The following is a 13,843-nucleotide window of genomic DNA, read 5'->3' as shown; positions in this document are numbered from 1 at the left end:
TTTTGAATGACGCATGGGAAGTACGGATGAGATAGAAATAACGGGGCAGGAGCCATGGATGAACAGAGGAAGATATAATGGCAGAGCGTGAAAATACAGGAGCAAAAATACAAAGTGGAAATGGCGGTTTATCTGTCAGGAGCGGCCTTTCCGGCAATGAGCTGAAGGTCATTGCCATTATTGCCATGGCGGCGGATCATCTGGCGTGGACGCTGTGGCCGGGCTATGCCAACAAGGAATGGTGGCTGATCGCACTTCATCTGTTTGGCCGTCTGGCCGCGCCTACCATGTGGTTCATGATCGCGGAGGGCTATACGCACACCAGCAATCTGAAAAAATATTTGCAGCGGCTGTTTGTATTTGCGGTGCTTTCGCATTTTGCCTATAATTTCTGCTTTGGGATTTCCTTCGTGCCGTTCCGGCACTCTTTTCTGAACCAGACCAGCGTGATCTGGGCACTTTTCTGTGCGGCACTGGCGCTGTACATCAACGATGATCAGCGGAGAGCGTTTCCGTTACAGAGCTGGCAGAAGACCGCGCTCCTTCTTGTGCTCTGTCTGCTGGCCTTTCCGTCGGACTGGTCCTGCTTTCCGGTATTGTGCACGCTGCATATTTACAACAACCGGGGCAATTTAACAAAACAGGTGGTGGGCATGACCGCCTATATCTCCATGTATGTCATCGTCTGGTGCCTGTGCATTGACGTGGTGTACGGCCTGGTACAGTTTGGCATCATTCTCATCTGGCCGTTGATGGCCCGCTACAATGGAACAAGGGGCACCTGGAAGGGCATGAAGTGGTTTTTCTATTTCTTCTACGTGGGTCATCTGGTGCTGTTCGGATTGCTGCGGCTGTGGCTCAACGGCAACGTGGCCACCATCGTTGGCTGAGGCCGGAAACAAGGCGGGTATTACGCTACCCAGTTTTATGAAAAAGAAAGCTGCTCTTTGCGGAAAAGAAAATTCCTGCAAAGAACAGCTTTAAAATGTTTGTAAGATTTTTTGACAGTTTATATTTCTTCGGTATTTTCCTGGGGCAGGTACATATGCACCTTCTCGATCCGGTTCTTGTCCAGGGAATCCACCACCAGACGGATGTCATTGTCTGTTGTGACGGTTTCCCCGACCTTTGGCAGGTGATCCAGCAGCTCGATGATCAGACCACCGATGGAATCATAATCATCGGAGTGCAGGGAGAGATCCAGTGCGTCGTTGATATCGTCAAGCTTCATGGAACCTTCAATGATATACTCGTTGGGGCCGGTCTGCTGAATGAGCTCCTCCTCGGCGCTGTCGTATTCATCCCGGATCTCGCCCACGATCTCCTCCAGCAGATCCTCAAAGGTGATCAGTCCGGCGGTGGATCCGTATTCGTCCAGAACAATGGTGAAATTCACAGAGTAATCCTTCATCTCCAGCATGAGCTCGGAGATTTTTTTGTATTCATACGTAAAATGGGCTTCCCGTAAAATATTGCGGATATGAAAAGCTTCCTTCGGCCCTTCGTGGAGCAGCAGGTCTTTCATATTGATGATACCGATGACATTATCCGTCGTATTTTCATAGACAGGAAGCCGGGTAAACATTTCTTTCTTGAAAATTTCCAGCAGATCATCATAGCTGTCGTCGATGTTGGCGAATACCATGTCGGCCCGGGGGATCATGATATCCTTGGCCTGGGTATCGCCAAAATCAAACACGTTGTTGATCATGACCTTTTCTTCGTTTTCCAGGACGCCCTCCTCATGGCTGACTTCCATGATGGTACGCAGCTCATTGGTGGTGAAGTTGCCGTTTTTCTTATCCGGGTCGATCCGCAGAAGCAGCATCAGCCCCCGGGAAAGCACATTCACGATGAAGATCACCGGTGTCAGAAGCCAGATCAGGGCACTGACAGGAGCGGAGTATAAAAGGGCGATCCGCTCCGCATGGCCAGAGGCCATGGTCTTGGGGCTGATCTCGCCGAAAATGAGAACAAGCAGTGTCAGCACACCGGTGGCAGCGCCCACTGAGCGGCTGCCGAACACGTTCGTAGAAAAAATCGTCATCAGTGAAGATGCGGAAAGGTTGACAATGTTGTTGCCGATCAGGATCGCGCTCAGCATCTTGCCCGGGTTGTGGATGATCCGTTCCACCCGTTTGGCAGAGTTGTTGCCTTCCTCAATGAGGGTGCGCAGCCGGATGCGGTTGATGGTTGTATAAGCAGTTTCAGCCGATGAAAAAAATGCAGAAAGGGCAAGCAGAACGATAATCGTGCCCAACTGTATGGCGTCGCCAGAATCCAAATAAATCACTCCCTGTAAAATAATATTGTTTATTATTCTATCATACCTGGAACATCCATACAATTAAAATTATGTTAAATTAAGTAACAGTTCATCCATACCTGACGTGGAACCGTGACCGTGCTTGCACGGAGAACGGTCCGCGGCAAGGGATGGAAGGAGCGCCCTGATAATGAGCAGAAAGTAGCTGCGGCAGCAGCGGGGAGCACGAAGGGCGATTCTGCGAATGGGCGCATGAACTGTTAGCCGGACTGACAAAGGAGCACCCCTGAACTGTTATCACGGTTCCAGAAGCTGTATCCCCGAAATATCCGTCCCGATACTCATGGAGTAATTGGTGTAATACACGACGAATCCGGGCCGTGCGCCTGCGGGCTTTTTCACATGTTTTTTCTCAATATAATCCACCTCGGCCTTTTCGCTTCCCCGGGCGCCGGAGTAGTAAGCGGCCAGCGCAGCGGCTTCCTCGAAGGTGCGGTCGGGCAGCGGTTTGCCCTCGGTTTTGACAACCACATGGGAGCCGGGGATGCCTTTGGCGTGGAACCACCAGTCGCCGCCGGAGGCAAACTTGAATGTCAGGGTGTCGTTCTGCAGGTTGTTTTTTCCTACATAGATGTGGAAACCATCGCTGGACAGATAGTGGAACGGGCGGGAGGTGATCTTTACCTTCTTCTGCCCCCCTTTGCGGCGGATGTAGCCGCTTTCAGCCAGCTCCTCCCGGATCTGCACTAGGTCTTCCTCTGCCAGCGCAATGTTCAGGGCGGTGAGGATGGATTCCAGATGGTCGATGGTGTCCTTGGTCTCCTGGGTCAGGGTGGTCAGTGCCTCGTAAGTCCGTTTCAGTTTACCGTAGCGGTCAAAATATTTCTTGGCGTTTTCCGTGGCAGTGAGCGTTTCGTCCAGCGGAATGGTGATCATCTCGTTGGTGTAGTAATTCAGCGCTTCCAGAGACCGGGCCCCGGGCGCGGCGCTGTAGCCGTAGGTGTTCAGCAGTTCTCCGTAAATGCGGTACTTGTCCCGCTTTTCCGTGTCTTTCAGCTGTTTGAGCTGCAGGTCATATTTTTTGCGGCTGCGGTCAAGAGCCGTCTGCACCAGATGGCGCAGGTCTGCGGATTTCTGCCGGATGCGGGTAATCGTGTTTTTCTCCGCGTAATACTGCTCCAGCAGGGCAGAAATGCTCTCTACAGGAACGATGCGCATGTCGGCATACTGTTCCAGATGAAAGGCGGCATATTCCACAGGATCGTCCTTGTCATAGACGATGCAGGGGGAGAAGCTGCCGTTTTCCGTGTCTTCCATGAGCCGGGAAAAGACGCCGTACAAATGCAGCTGCTCATTTTCTCCAAATTCCAGCGCCGACTGGGTGGGCTCCAGGGATGCCCGGAAGCAGAGTTCTTCTGCCATGCACGGGCTGAAACCGGTGAGGGTGGAGTAGATGGCCTTGGAGAGGGGCATGGGCCGGGAAAAAACACCCGCCATAAAGTCTTCCCGGGAAAGCTGCACCGGGTTCCGTTTGTGCTGGGTCTCGGGGATGAAATAGGTGCGGCCCGGCAATACCTCCCGGACGGAGCTCATCTGGGCAGACACATGCTTGATACTGTCCAGAATCTTGTTTTCATCGTCACAGAAAATGATGTTGCTGTGTTTGCCCATCAGCTCAATGATGAGAAATTTCCGGCAAAGATCGCCCATGTCGTTCAGGTGCTCGATCTCAAAAGAAATGATGCGCTCCAGGCCGGGCTGGGTGACGGACACGATGCGGCCGCCGCCGATGTGCTTGCGCAGCAGCATGCAGAAATTGGGCGCCGTCATGGGGCTGGGTTTGTTCTGGGAGGTAAGATACGCCAGAGGCAGGGAGGCACTGGCTGACAGGAGCAGCCGGTATTGTCCTTCGCTTCCTTTTACTGTCAGCAGCAGCTCATCGTTCTCCGGCTGGGCGATCTTGCTGATCCTTCCGTTTTCGATCGTATGTTTTAACTCGCGGACGATGGACGCGACTGTAAAGCCGTCTAAAGCCATAAGATTTCCTTCTTTCCTGGCCTGATGCCATATTTGTAGCCTTTTCGGTGTTCAACTGTCTGATTTTTTATTATAACATAGAAAGAAACAGGTATCATGTAAAAGTTTTGTTTTATCCCGGATCCACCACCGAATTTCGTGCAAATATCCATTTGACTAGTGTTACGCAATGATTTATAATAAATCTAATTATGGGCAGATACAGAAAAGAGGGGTAACATGATCAAGAGCATGACGGGCTTTGGAAGATGCGAGATTGCGGAAGGTGAGCGGAAGTTCACGGTAGAGATGAAGTCGGTGAACCACCGGTATCTGGATATCAACATCAAGATGCCCAAGAAGCTGAACTTTTTTGAGTCCGCGATCAGGAATTTCCTGAAGACCTATATGGAGCGCGGTAAGGTAGATATGTTTATCACCTATGAGGATCTGACAGAGAGTCATATGGTGCTTAAATATAATGAAGATATTGCGGCCGGTTACATGAAGTACATGGCGCAGATGGCCGAGCAGTTTGACTTGGAGAACGATATGACGGTGTCCAGACTGGCCAGATACCCGGATGTCTTCGTGATGGAAGAGCAGACGGTGGATGAGAAGGAGATCTGGGCGCTGCTGGAGAAGGCGCTGAAAGGTGCCTGCGAGCAGTTTGTGCAGACCCGCATCACCGAGGGTGAGAACCTGAAGACGGATATTCTGGGCAAGCTGGACGATATGGTTTCCAAGGTGGATTTCATCGAGGAGCGTTCTCCGCAGATCGTGGAGGAGTATCGGACAAAGCTGACGGATAAGGTGCAGGAGCTTTTGACGGACGGCACGGTGGATGAGAGCAGAATTGCCACAGAGGTGACGATTTATGCGGATAAGATCTGTACCGATGAGGAGACCGTGCGTCTGCGCAGCCATATCGAGCATATGCGTTCCACCCTTCTGGAGGGCGGCAGCATCGGCCGGAAGCTGGATTTCATCGCGCAGGAGATGAACCGGGAGGCCAACACCACGCTCTCCAAGGCCAATGATATTCAGGTGTCCAATGTGGCCATTGATCTGAAGACGGAGATCGAGAAGATCCGGGAACAGATCCAGAATCTTGAATAAGCAGGTGAGAACATGTCCAGACTGTTGAATATTGGTTTTGGAAATTGTGTGAATACAGGAAAGATCACGGCGGTTGTGTCGCCGGAGGCGGCTCCGGTGAAGCGCCTGGTGCAGGTTGCCAAGGAGGATGGGCGAATCATTGATGCAACCCTGGGGCGCAGGACAAAGGCGGTGCTTGTCATGGATGACGGGCACGTGGTACTGTCGGCACTGCAGCCGGAGACCCTAGCAAGACGGTTTTCATCGGATGGAGATTACGAGGGGAAAGAGGAAGAGGAATGAAACGAGAGGGAATACTCGTCGTTGTTTCGGGATTTTCCGGAGCAGGCAAGGGAACGGTAATGAAGGAACTGGTGCGCAGATATGACTGTTACGCACTGAGTGTTTCTGCAACGACCAGAGGCCCCAGAGCCGGAGAAGTGGAAGGAATCGACTATTTTTATAAAACAGAGGAGCAGTTCCGTGCCATGATCGAGCAAGGGGAGCTGGTGGAATATGCCAGATATGTGGATCATTTTTACGGGACACCGAAGGCATACGTGGAAGAACAGCTGGCTGCCGGGAAGGATGTGATTCTGGAGATCGAGATCCAGGGCGCCCTGAAGATCAAGAAGCAGTTTCCGGATACGCTTCTTCTGTTTATCACACCGCCCAGTGCGCAGGAGCTGGTGCGCAGGCTCACCGACCGCGGTACCGAGGATCATGAGACGATCCTTGCCAGACTGCAGCGTGCCAGTGAAGAGGCAGAGGGCATCGACTGCTACGACTATCTGGTGATGAATGATGATCTGGATACCTGTGTGGAGCAGACCCATGAGCTGATTCAGCTGCAGCACCGCCGGGCATCTAAAAATATGGAACTGATCAATCAGATCCGCAAGGATCTTGGCAATTTATCGAAAGGAGAATAAGAATTATGCTGCATCCATCTTATACAGACCTGATGAAGGTCGTAAACGCAGGTGTTGAGGAAGGAGAGACCCCGGTTGTCAACAGCCGTTATTCTATCGTGATGGCAACCTCCAAGAGAGCAAGACAGATCATCGGAGGCGCAGAGCCGCTGGTAGACGGAAGAGGCAAGAAGCCGCTTTCCATCGCTGTAGAAGAGCTGAATAAGGGGAAAGTAAAGATTATGCCGGAAACACCGGAAGAGGAAGAAGCAGAGGAATAAGAAAGCCCTGCCAGAGGATACCGGAAATGGTGTCCTCTTTTTTTATATATTCTTATGGGGGAAAAACTAGGATAGGAGAAAAGACCAATGGAGAAAATCAGTCTTGAAGACAGGGGGATTTACGATGTATCCAGCGCCAGAGGTTCACAGATTTATCTGATCGTGGGCAGTGAGAAGGCTGCGGTGGTGGATGCGGGCATGGCCTACAGTGCAGAGGGAACAGTGGAAAATATCCGGAAAATTTTGGGGGACCGGCCACTGGACATGATCCTTCTGACCCATTCGCATTATGATCATGTGAGTGGTATTCCTGCCATGGAAAAGGCCTGGCCGAATGTACAGGTGTACGGCGGCGCATATGTGAAGCATGTATTTGAAAGTGACAAGGCGAAATCGGTGATCACGGAACTGAATAAGGATGCGGTTGCCAAGTACCAGGTGGAAGATTTTGACGGTTTCGATGCGGATCAGCTGGTGATCGATCATGTGATCGCAGAGGGAGATACCATTTCCCTGGGAGACCATGTGCTGCAGGCGTATGATATGCCGGGACACAGCCGTTGTTCCATGGCATTTTTGATGGATGAGACGTATCTGTTTGCCAGTGAGACGACTTGCGTGACTTCCAGATACGGAACATTTGTTCCCAACTATCTCATCAGTTACAAAGAAAGCGAGGAATCCATCCGTAAATGCGCATCACTTCCCATGCGTTATGTGCTGGTGCCGCATTCAAATATTTATGATCTGGAAAAAACATCGGATTTCTGGGATTTCTGTATGAAGGAAATGGCCGGAAGCAAAGATGTGATTCTGCGTATGCACTGGGGAGGGGCATCGGAGGAAGAGATCATCCAGGAGCTTGACCGGCGGTACCGGGATCCTGACACGAAGAAAGAGTGGCCCAATGAGGCGTTCCTTATCAACCAGAAAAGTATGATCAAAACTGTGCTGCGGGAGTTCGGAGAAAATTGACAATTTCCGAAAAATAAAGTAAAATAACAGTATAAACAAACAAAATTCAGACAGAAAACAGGGAGGGAACTGTATGGATAAATTTGTGATTACGATTTCCAGATGTTGTGGCGCAGGCGGAACGACCATCGGAAAAAGGCTGGCGGCAGACCTGGGGGTAAGCTTTTATGACAAGAACCTGCTGCATCTGGCATCGGAAGACAGCGGGATCAACGAGGATCTGTTTGCCAATGCGGACGAGAAGCTGAAAGGCAGCCTTCTTTATAAGGTGTCCAGAAAGGTTTACCAAGGAGAACTGATCCCTCCGGAGAGTGAGGATTTCACCACCAATGAGAATCTGTTCAACTACCAGGCCAAGGTGCTCAAGGAGCTGGCTGCTTCGGAATCTTATGTGGTCATTGGCCGGTGTGCCGATTTTATCCTGAAGGATCATCCGAAGCTGATCCGTATTTTCCTCTATGCACCCTACGAGGACTGTGTGGCGCATGAGATGGAGAAGCACAGCATCAGTGCCAAGGAGGCCCAGTGGCACATTGACCGGACGGACAAGCACCGCAGCGCATTCTACAAATATCACACCGGACATGACTGGATGGAGATGGAGAACTATGATATCTGCATCAACACCGGCGCGGTGGATTACGAGAAGACTGTGGAGATCATTGAGTTCTACGTGCACAGCATGCTGGGATTACAGTAAAATAAAAAGAGAGCCGATCACAGGAAAGAAAGGCATTGCCTGATCCCGTGTTCGGCTCTTTTTTTTTTAATCTAATTCGATGAGTTCGTACTCTCTGGAACCGCAACCCAGTGCAGCAGCACACTCGATGGTGTGTACGCCGTTGCGGGACTCGATCCGCTCGATGAGATGATCGCGGCCCGGGTCATCCTTGGCAGCGAAAACGAGATCCAGGCAGGCCTGGTCGATGGCGACCGGATCGTCGGATGCCAGAATACCGATGTCCTTCATGCACGGATCTTCGGCAACTGCACAGCAGTCACAGTCCACGGACATATTTTTCATTACGTTGATGTATACCGCATTGCCCTTGAAGTAGTCGATGACGGAGGAAGCAGCGTCAGACATAGAAGCCAGGAAGGAATCATGGTCTGCGGTCCACAGCTTGGCCGGATCGCCCCCGCCGTGAATATATGCTTTTCCGTAGGAGGAAGCGATGCCGATGGACAGCTGTTTCAGTGCGCCGCCGTATCCGCCCATGGGATGTCCCTTGAAGTGGGAGAGTACCAGAAGAGCGTTATAGTTCGCCAGATCCTTGCCCACGAAGTTCTTCTTGATCATCTTGCCGCCAGGAATAGCAAGCTCCATGTCCGGACCTTCCGCATCCAGCAGATCTACGTCAAAATACTGGCTCCAGCCATGCTTTTTCAGCGTTTCCAGATGCTTCTCGGTGGTATTTCTGCCGCCTTCATATGCAGTGTTGCACTCGGTAACAGTGCCGCCTACCTCTTCAATGACGGGTTTCCAGAATTCCGGTTTCAGGAAGTTCTGGTTGCCCGGCTCGCCGGAGTGCAGTTTGATGGCCACATTGCCGGAAAGCGGTTTTCCAACTTTATGATATAATTCGGTCACTTTGTCAGAAGTGATGGTTCTGGTAAAATAAACCTTTGATTTCATGAAAAATCCTCCATTCTGCGCGATATTTGCTTTGTGACAGCATTTACGCTGTTATTGTAGCACAATCCTGGAAATGGGGGAAGCAAAAAATGAAGACGGAAAGCAACAGAGGGCATGGAAATGGATCTTTCACCGTTCACGGAAATTTGACTTTTGTATAGAGGAAATGGTACAATAAACTGATATATTTACATGAGACTGTAAAGGAGTTTATATTTGTATGAAAATATTGTTTGTTTCCCTGGGATGTGACAAGAATCTGGTGGATTCCGAGACGATGCTGGGGATTCTCGGCGGCCGCGGTTACACTTTCACGGACGATGAGACGGAAGCGGATGTGATCGTCGTCAACACGTGCTGCTTTATCAATGATGCCAAGGAGGAAAGCATCAACACCATTCTCCAGATGGCGGAGTACCGGAAAACCGGCCCGTGCAAGGCGCTGATCGTGGCAGGATGTCTTGCCCAGCGGTACAAGGAGGAGATCACCCAGGAGATCGAAGAGGTGGATGCGGTGCTGGGAACCGCTTCCTATGAAAATATCGCTGAAGCCATTGAGGAAGCGCTGGGCGGGCAGCATCCCATGATCATGGATCCGCTGGATGTGCCGGTGCATACGGGCAAGCGGATGCTCACCACCGGCGGCCATTATGCGTATCTGAAAATCGCGGAAGGGTGCGACAAGCACTGTACCTACTGCATTATCCCCAAGGTGCGGGGGGCTTACCGCAGCGTACCCATGGAGGAACTGATCGACCAGGCGAGAGAGCTGGCAGAGCAGGGGGTGAAGGAGCTCATTCTGGTGGCCCAGGAGACGACGCTGTACGGCGTGGATCTGTATGGCCGGAAACGGCTGCATGAGCTGCTGCGGGAGCTGTGCCGCATTGACGGCATTTACTGGATCCGGATCCAGTACTGTTATCCCGAGGAGATTTATGAGGAGCTCATTCAGGTGATGAAGGAAGAGGAAAAGATCTGCCATTATCTGGATCTGCCGATCCAGCACGCGTCCGATGATATTTTGCGGCGGATGGGCAGAAAGACGACGAAAGCCCAGCTGCTGGCGGTGGTGGATCACCTGCGGGAGGAGATCCCGGATATCTGCCTGCGGACAACGCTGATCGCCGGTTTCCCGGGAGAGACCCAGGGGGAGCATGAGGAGCTCATGGAGTTCATCGATACGTGCGAGTTCGACCGGCTGGGGGTATTTACCTATTCCCCGGAGGAGGACACCCCGGCGGCTGTCATGGACAACCAGATCGAGGAAGAACAGAAGGAGCTGTGGCGGGATGAACTGATGGAGCTGCAGCAGGAGATTTCCATGGATAAGGCCGAAGAAATGATCGGCCGGGAACTTCTGTGCATGGTGGAGGGCAGCGTGGCAGACGAGAATGCCTACGTGACCCGTACCTACAAAGATGCGCCAAATGTGGACGGCTACCTGTTCCTGCAGACGGCGGAGACACTGATGACCGGTGATTTTGTACGCGCCCGGGTGACCGGAGCGATGGAATATGATTTGATAGGAGAGATGGCAGATGAATTTACCGAATAAGCTGACGCTGCTCAGAGTGTTTATGATCCCGTTTTTCGTGGTGTTTATGCTGACGGATCTGGGCGGCAGTTATGGAAAATATATCGCGCTGGCAATCTTCATTGCGGCCAGCCTGACAGATATGCTGGATGGCAAGATCGCCAGAAAGTACAACCTGGTGACCAATTTTGGGAAATTTATGGATCCGCTGGCGGATAAGCTGCTGGTGTGCTCGGCCATGATCTGTCTGGTGGACAAGGGACGTCTGGCTTCCTGGATCGTCATCATCATCATCAGCCGGGAATTTATCATCAGTGGGTTCCGGCTCATCGCATCAGACAACGGTGTGGTCATTGCGGCCAGCTACTGGGGCAAGTTCAAGACCGTTTTCCAGATGCTCATGATCATTGTGCTCATTCTGGATCTGGGCGGCAGCTTTGTGCTGCTGGAGCAGATTCTCATCTACGTGGCGCTGATCCTTACCGTGGTGTCACTGGTGGATTACCTGATGAAAAACAAAGACGTCTTAAAGGATGGGGGAAAATAACATGACAGCGGAAATTATTTCAGTGGGAACGGAACTGTTGCTTGGCAACATTGTCAATACCAATGCGGCTTATCTGGCAGAGCAGTGCGCCATGCTCGGTCTGTCGGTTTACTACCAGAGTGTGGTCGGCGATAATGCGGGACGGCTGGCAGATACAATCCGCCAGGCCATGGACCGTTCAGACATCGTGTTCCTGGGCGGCGGCCTGGGACCCACAGAGGACGACCTGACCAAGGAGACCGTGGCAGAGGTGCTGGGCAGAAAGCTGGTGGAGGACGTCCACAGCCGGGAGCGGATCGCTGAGTTTTTCCGCCGCATCGGCAAGGAGCCCACAGAGAACAACTGGAAGCAGGCCCAAGTCATTGAGGACTGTATCGTGCTGGACAATGCCAACGGCTCTGCGCCGGGCATCATCGTGGAGGATGAGAAGGCAACCCTGATCCCTGCTGCCGGGCCCGCCCATTGAGATGATCCCCATGTTTGAAACCTATGTTTTTCCCTATCTGCGGGAAAAAGAGCCGGATGTGATCGTGTCGAAGATGCTGAAGATCTGCGGCGTGGGCGAGAGCTCTGTGGAAAACGATGTGAAGGATCTCATCCACCAGTATACGAATCCGACCATCGCCACCTATGCCAAGACCGGCGAGGTGCATATCCGCGTGACTGCCAAGGCGGAGACAGAGGCGGAGGCCAAGAAGCTGTTAAAACCCGTGGTGCGGGAGCTGAAATGTCGTTTCTGCAACAAGATTTACAGCACCGATGAAAATGTGGAGCTGGAGGACGTGGTTGTGGCTCTGTTAAAGGAGCAGAATCTGTCCATCACCACCGTGGAATCCTGCACCGGCGGCCTGCTGGCAGGACGGCTGGTGAACGTGCCAGGTGTCTCCGATGTGTTCAAGCAGGGCTATGTGACCTACTCCAACAAGGCAAAGCGCAAGCTGGTGGGGGTCAAGAAGGATACCCTGTCGGTAAACGGCGCAGTCAGTGAGAAGACAGCCAAGGAGATGGCCAAGGGTGCCATGATGATGACCGGTTCCGACATTGCGGTTTCTGTTACCGGTATCGCAGGGCCTGACGGCGGCTCCGAGGAAAAACCGGTGGGTCTGGTGTATATTGCCTGCAATTTCAAGGGCAAGGTGACGGTGAAGAAATGCCAGTTCAGCGGCGGCAGAAGAAAGGTGCGAGAGTCGTCTGTGGCAGCGGCGCTGGTGCTGCTGCGGGACTGCCTGCTGGAAAATATAAAATTGTAGATTACAATGTTCCAAAGTCTGAACCTGCCTGTGCTTGCACATGGGCAGGTGATAGACCTTGGAACATGCCCGGACATGAGCATAGAAGGGAAGCGTGAGCTTTCTGATATGCGAATGGCAGATAAATTGTGAGAGTGCGAAGCACGGAACAATTTATTGTAATCTAAATAGGAATACCTGTAACATCCCTCCCATATATTTTTGTATGGGAGGGATGTTTTTATGGAAATGAGGCAGGGGCAGAGGCGGTTCCCGATCTTTTCTGTGGTAAAAGTGCTCATCGCGGCCTACCTGGTGACGATGGTCATTCTGCTGGTGCTGGCGGGGCTTTTATATAAGCTGGAGCTGTCAGAACCGGTGGTGGACGGCGGCATCATTGCGGCCTATGTGCTGTCCTGTTTTCTGGGCGGTTTCCTTATGGGAAAGCTGCAGAAAACGCGGAAATTTATGTGGGGGATGATCATCGGCCTGCTGTATTATGCGGTGCTGTTTGGCGTGTCCTTCTGTATGAAACAGAGCAGTGCCCAGGTGACCGGGGATGTGTTTACGTCGCTGGTGCTGTGCGTGGCCAGCGGCATGCTGGGCGGGATGGTGGCGTGAGACGAAACGGCCGGATGTGCGGACAGTGGCGGCATTCAGGCACAGGAGCAGAGAATGTCTTTGCAATCCGGGAGAATTCATGTATAATAGCGATTAGAATGGGAGGAACAAATGATGACGAAACTCATACTGGCGTCGGCCTCTCCGAGACGGCGGGAGATTTTGGATATGGCGGGTTTTGCCTTTGCCGTTTGCCCGGCCCGGGGAGAAGAAGTGCGTGTCGGCGCAGATCCGGTGGAGATTGTGGAAAATCTGGCGAAAGCCAAAGCCCGGGAGGTGGCTGGATCACAGAAGGAAGACTGCCTTGTGCTGGGTGCAGATACCATTGTGGTGCTGGACGGCGAGATCATGGGAAAACCGGCAGACCGGGCGGATGCCAGCCGTATGCTGCATGCGCTGCAGGGTAGATCTCACCAGGTGTATACCGGCGTGGCGCTGGATGCGGTGCGGCAGGGCGTGTACACTGTGCACAGTTTCGTGCAGCGGACAGACGTGTTTGTCTATCCGATGACGGACGCGGAGATCGAAGCCTATATGGACACCGGGGAACCCTTTGACAAGGCCGGGGCCTACGGCATCCAGGGACGGTTTGGCAAATACATTGAGAAAATAAACGGAGACTACCTGAACGTGGTGGGGCTGCCACTGGGAAGACTTTATCAGGAGATGAAGCGGCTGGGACTGACCGAAGATGCCAGATGATGGCAGGCAGCAGCCGCAGGACATACA

At 52.3% G+C, this 13,843-nt stretch carries 14 protein-coding genes and 1 pseudogene; 12 read left to right on the top strand and 3 right to left on the bottom strand.

Annotated elements, in window-relative coordinates; translation table 11 throughout:
• The first annotated feature begins 77 nt into the window (after positions 1-77).
• Positions 78-890 (top strand): TraX family protein, encoded by an 813-nt coding sequence (locus tag RJD28_13070; protein WNV57206.1) that lies wholly within the window; start codon positions 78-80, stop codon positions 888-890.
• Between the two features lie 119 nt (positions 891-1,009).
• Here RJD28_13070 and RJD28_13065 read toward each other — a convergent pair whose 3' ends face one another.
• Complete coding sequence (locus RJD28_13065; protein ID WNV57205.1) at positions 1,010-2,284, bottom strand: hemolysin family protein; 1,275 nt, start codon at positions 2,282-2,284, stop codon at positions 1,010-1,012.
• Positions 2,285-2,563: 279 nt separating this feature from the next.
• Positions 2,564-4,303: an NFACT RNA binding domain-containing protein gene (locus RJD28_13060; protein ID WNV57204.1), complete on the bottom strand. Its 1,740-nt coding sequence runs from the start codon at positions 4,301-4,303 to the stop codon at positions 2,564-2,566.
• Positions 4,304-4,522: 219 nt separating this feature from the next.
• Here RJD28_13060 and RJD28_13055 point away from each other — a divergent pair, with 219 nt between their 5' ends.
• The 6 genes from RJD28_13055 (at position 4,523) to RJD28_13030 (ending at position 8,247) form a co-directional block, all read left to right on the top strand.
• Positions 4,523-5,401, top strand: coding sequence for a YicC/YloC family endoribonuclease (locus tag RJD28_13055; protein ID WNV57203.1), 879 nt, complete (start codon positions 4,523-4,525; stop codon positions 5,399-5,401).
• Positions 5,402-5,413: 12 nt separating this feature from the next.
• A complete protein-coding gene (locus tag RJD28_13050) occupies positions 5,414-5,683 on the top strand; it encodes a DUF370 domain-containing protein (protein WNV57202.1) in 270 nt (89 codons plus the stop codon).
• Positions 5,680-6,312: a guanylate kinase gene (gene gmk, locus RJD28_13045; protein WNV57201.1), complete on the top strand. Its 633-nt coding sequence runs from the start codon at positions 5,680-5,682 to the stop codon at positions 6,310-6,312. The genes RJD28_13050 and gmk overlap by 4 nt, the downstream gene beginning before the upstream one ends.
• A gap of 5 nt (positions 6,313-6,317) precedes the next feature.
• Positions 6,318-6,572, top strand: coding sequence for a DNA-directed RNA polymerase subunit omega (rpoZ, locus tag RJD28_13040; protein ID WNV57200.1), 255 nt, complete (start codon positions 6,318-6,320; stop codon positions 6,570-6,572).
• An 87-nt stretch (positions 6,573-6,659) separates the two neighbouring features.
• Complete coding sequence (locus RJD28_13035; GenBank protein WNV57199.1) at positions 6,660-7,547, top strand: MBL fold metallo-hydrolase; 888 nt, start codon at positions 6,660-6,662, stop codon at positions 7,545-7,547.
• Between the two features lie 73 nt (positions 7,548-7,620).
• Positions 7,621-8,247: a cytidylate kinase-like family protein gene (locus tag RJD28_13030; protein ID WNV57198.1), complete on the top strand. Its 627-nt coding sequence runs from the start codon at positions 7,621-7,623 to the stop codon at positions 8,245-8,247.
• 66 nt (positions 8,248-8,313) lie between these two features.
• On the opposite strand, the gene RJD28_13025 is transcribed toward RJD28_13030, so the two are convergent.
• Positions 8,314-9,183: a DUF362 domain-containing protein gene (locus RJD28_13025; protein WNV57197.1), complete on the bottom strand. Its 870-nt coding sequence runs from the start codon at positions 9,181-9,183 to the stop codon at positions 8,314-8,316.
• A 220-nt stretch (positions 9,184-9,403) separates the two neighbouring features.
• Here RJD28_13025 and rimO point away from each other — a divergent pair, with 220 nt between their 5' ends.
• The 5 genes and pseudogenes from rimO to RJD28_13000 all read left to right on the top strand — a co-directional run bounded on the left by rimO (position 9,404) and on the right by RJD28_13000 (position 13,816).
• Complete coding sequence (gene rimO / locus RJD28_13020; protein ID WNV57196.1) at positions 9,404-10,738, top strand: 30S ribosomal protein S12 methylthiotransferase RimO; 1,335 nt, start codon at positions 9,404-9,406, stop codon at positions 10,736-10,738.
• Complete coding sequence (gene pgsA / locus RJD28_13015) at positions 10,722-11,264, top strand: CDP-diacylglycerol--glycerol-3-phosphate 3-phosphatidyltransferase (GenBank protein ID WNV57195.1); 543 nt, start codon at positions 10,722-10,724, stop codon at positions 11,262-11,264. Before rimO ends, pgsA begins: the two co-directional genes overlap by 17 nt.
• Position 11,265: 1 nt before the next feature.
• Positions 11,266-12,514 (top strand): annotated as a pseudogene (locus RJD28_13010) (competence/damage-inducible protein A).
• 222 nt (positions 12,515-12,736) lie between these two features.
• Complete coding sequence (locus tag RJD28_13005) at positions 12,737-13,114, top strand: TIGR04086 family membrane protein (protein ID WNV57194.1); 378 nt, start codon at positions 12,737-12,739, stop codon at positions 13,112-13,114.
• Positions 13,115-13,225: 111 nt separating this feature from the next.
• Positions 13,226-13,816, top strand: coding sequence for a Maf family protein (locus RJD28_13000; GenBank protein ID WNV57193.1), 591 nt, complete (start codon positions 13,226-13,228; stop codon positions 13,814-13,816).
• Positions 13,817-13,843 lie beyond the last annotated feature (27 nt).

It is taken from the genome of Oscillospiraceae bacterium NTUH-002-81 (assembly GCA_032620915.1).
Classification (GTDB): domain Bacteria; phylum Bacillota; class Clostridia; order Lachnospirales; family Lachnospiraceae; genus JAGTTR01.
This window is presented reverse-complemented; position numbering and strand designations above follow the sequence as displayed.

What these genes read in the sequence shown, in the direction of transcription:
- gmk (WNV57201.1), top strand. Translation starts at nt 5,680, where the DNA reads ATGAAACGAGAGGGAATACTCGTCGTTGTTTCGGGATTTTCCGGAGCA.
- RJD28_13070 (WNV57206.1), top strand. Translation starts at nt 78, where the DNA reads ATGGCAGAGCGTGAAAATACAGGAGCAAAAATACAAAGTGGAAATGGC.
- RJD28_13060 (WNV57204.1), bottom strand. Translation starts at nt 4,303, where the DNA reads ATGGCTTTAGACGGCTTTACAGTCGCGTCCATCGTCCGCGAGTTAAAA.
- pgsA (WNV57195.1), top strand. Translation starts at nt 10,722, where the DNA reads ATGAATTTACCGAATAAGCTGACGCTGCTCAGAGTGTTTATGATCCCG.
- RJD28_13050 (WNV57202.1), top strand. Translation starts at nt 5,414, where the DNA reads ATGTCCAGACTGTTGAATATTGGTTTTGGAAATTGTGTGAATACAGGA.
- RJD28_13035 (WNV57199.1), top strand. Translation starts at nt 6,660, where the DNA reads ATGGAGAAAATCAGTCTTGAAGACAGGGGGATTTACGATGTATCCAGC.
- rimO (WNV57196.1), top strand. Translation starts at nt 9,404, where the DNA reads ATGAAAATATTGTTTGTTTCCCTGGGATGTGACAAGAATCTGGTGGAT.
- RJD28_13005 (WNV57194.1), top strand. Translation starts at nt 12,737, where the DNA reads ATGGAAATGAGGCAGGGGCAGAGGCGGTTCCCGATCTTTTCTGTGGTA.
- rpoZ (WNV57200.1), top strand. Translation starts at nt 6,318, where the DNA reads ATGCTGCATCCATCTTATACAGACCTGATGAAGGTCGTAAACGCAGGT.
- RJD28_13055 (WNV57203.1), top strand. Translation starts at nt 4,523, where the DNA reads ATGATCAAGAGCATGACGGGCTTTGGAAGATGCGAGATTGCGGAAGGT.
- RJD28_13030 (WNV57198.1), top strand. Translation starts at nt 7,621, where the DNA reads ATGGATAAATTTGTGATTACGATTTCCAGATGTTGTGGCGCAGGCGGA.
- RJD28_13000 (WNV57193.1), top strand. Translation starts at nt 13,226, where the DNA reads ATGATGACGAAACTCATACTGGCGTCGGCCTCTCCGAGACGGCGGGAG.
- RJD28_13025 (WNV57197.1), bottom strand. Translation starts at nt 9,183, where the DNA reads ATGAAATCAAAGGTTTATTTTACCAGAACCATCACTTCTGACAAAGTG.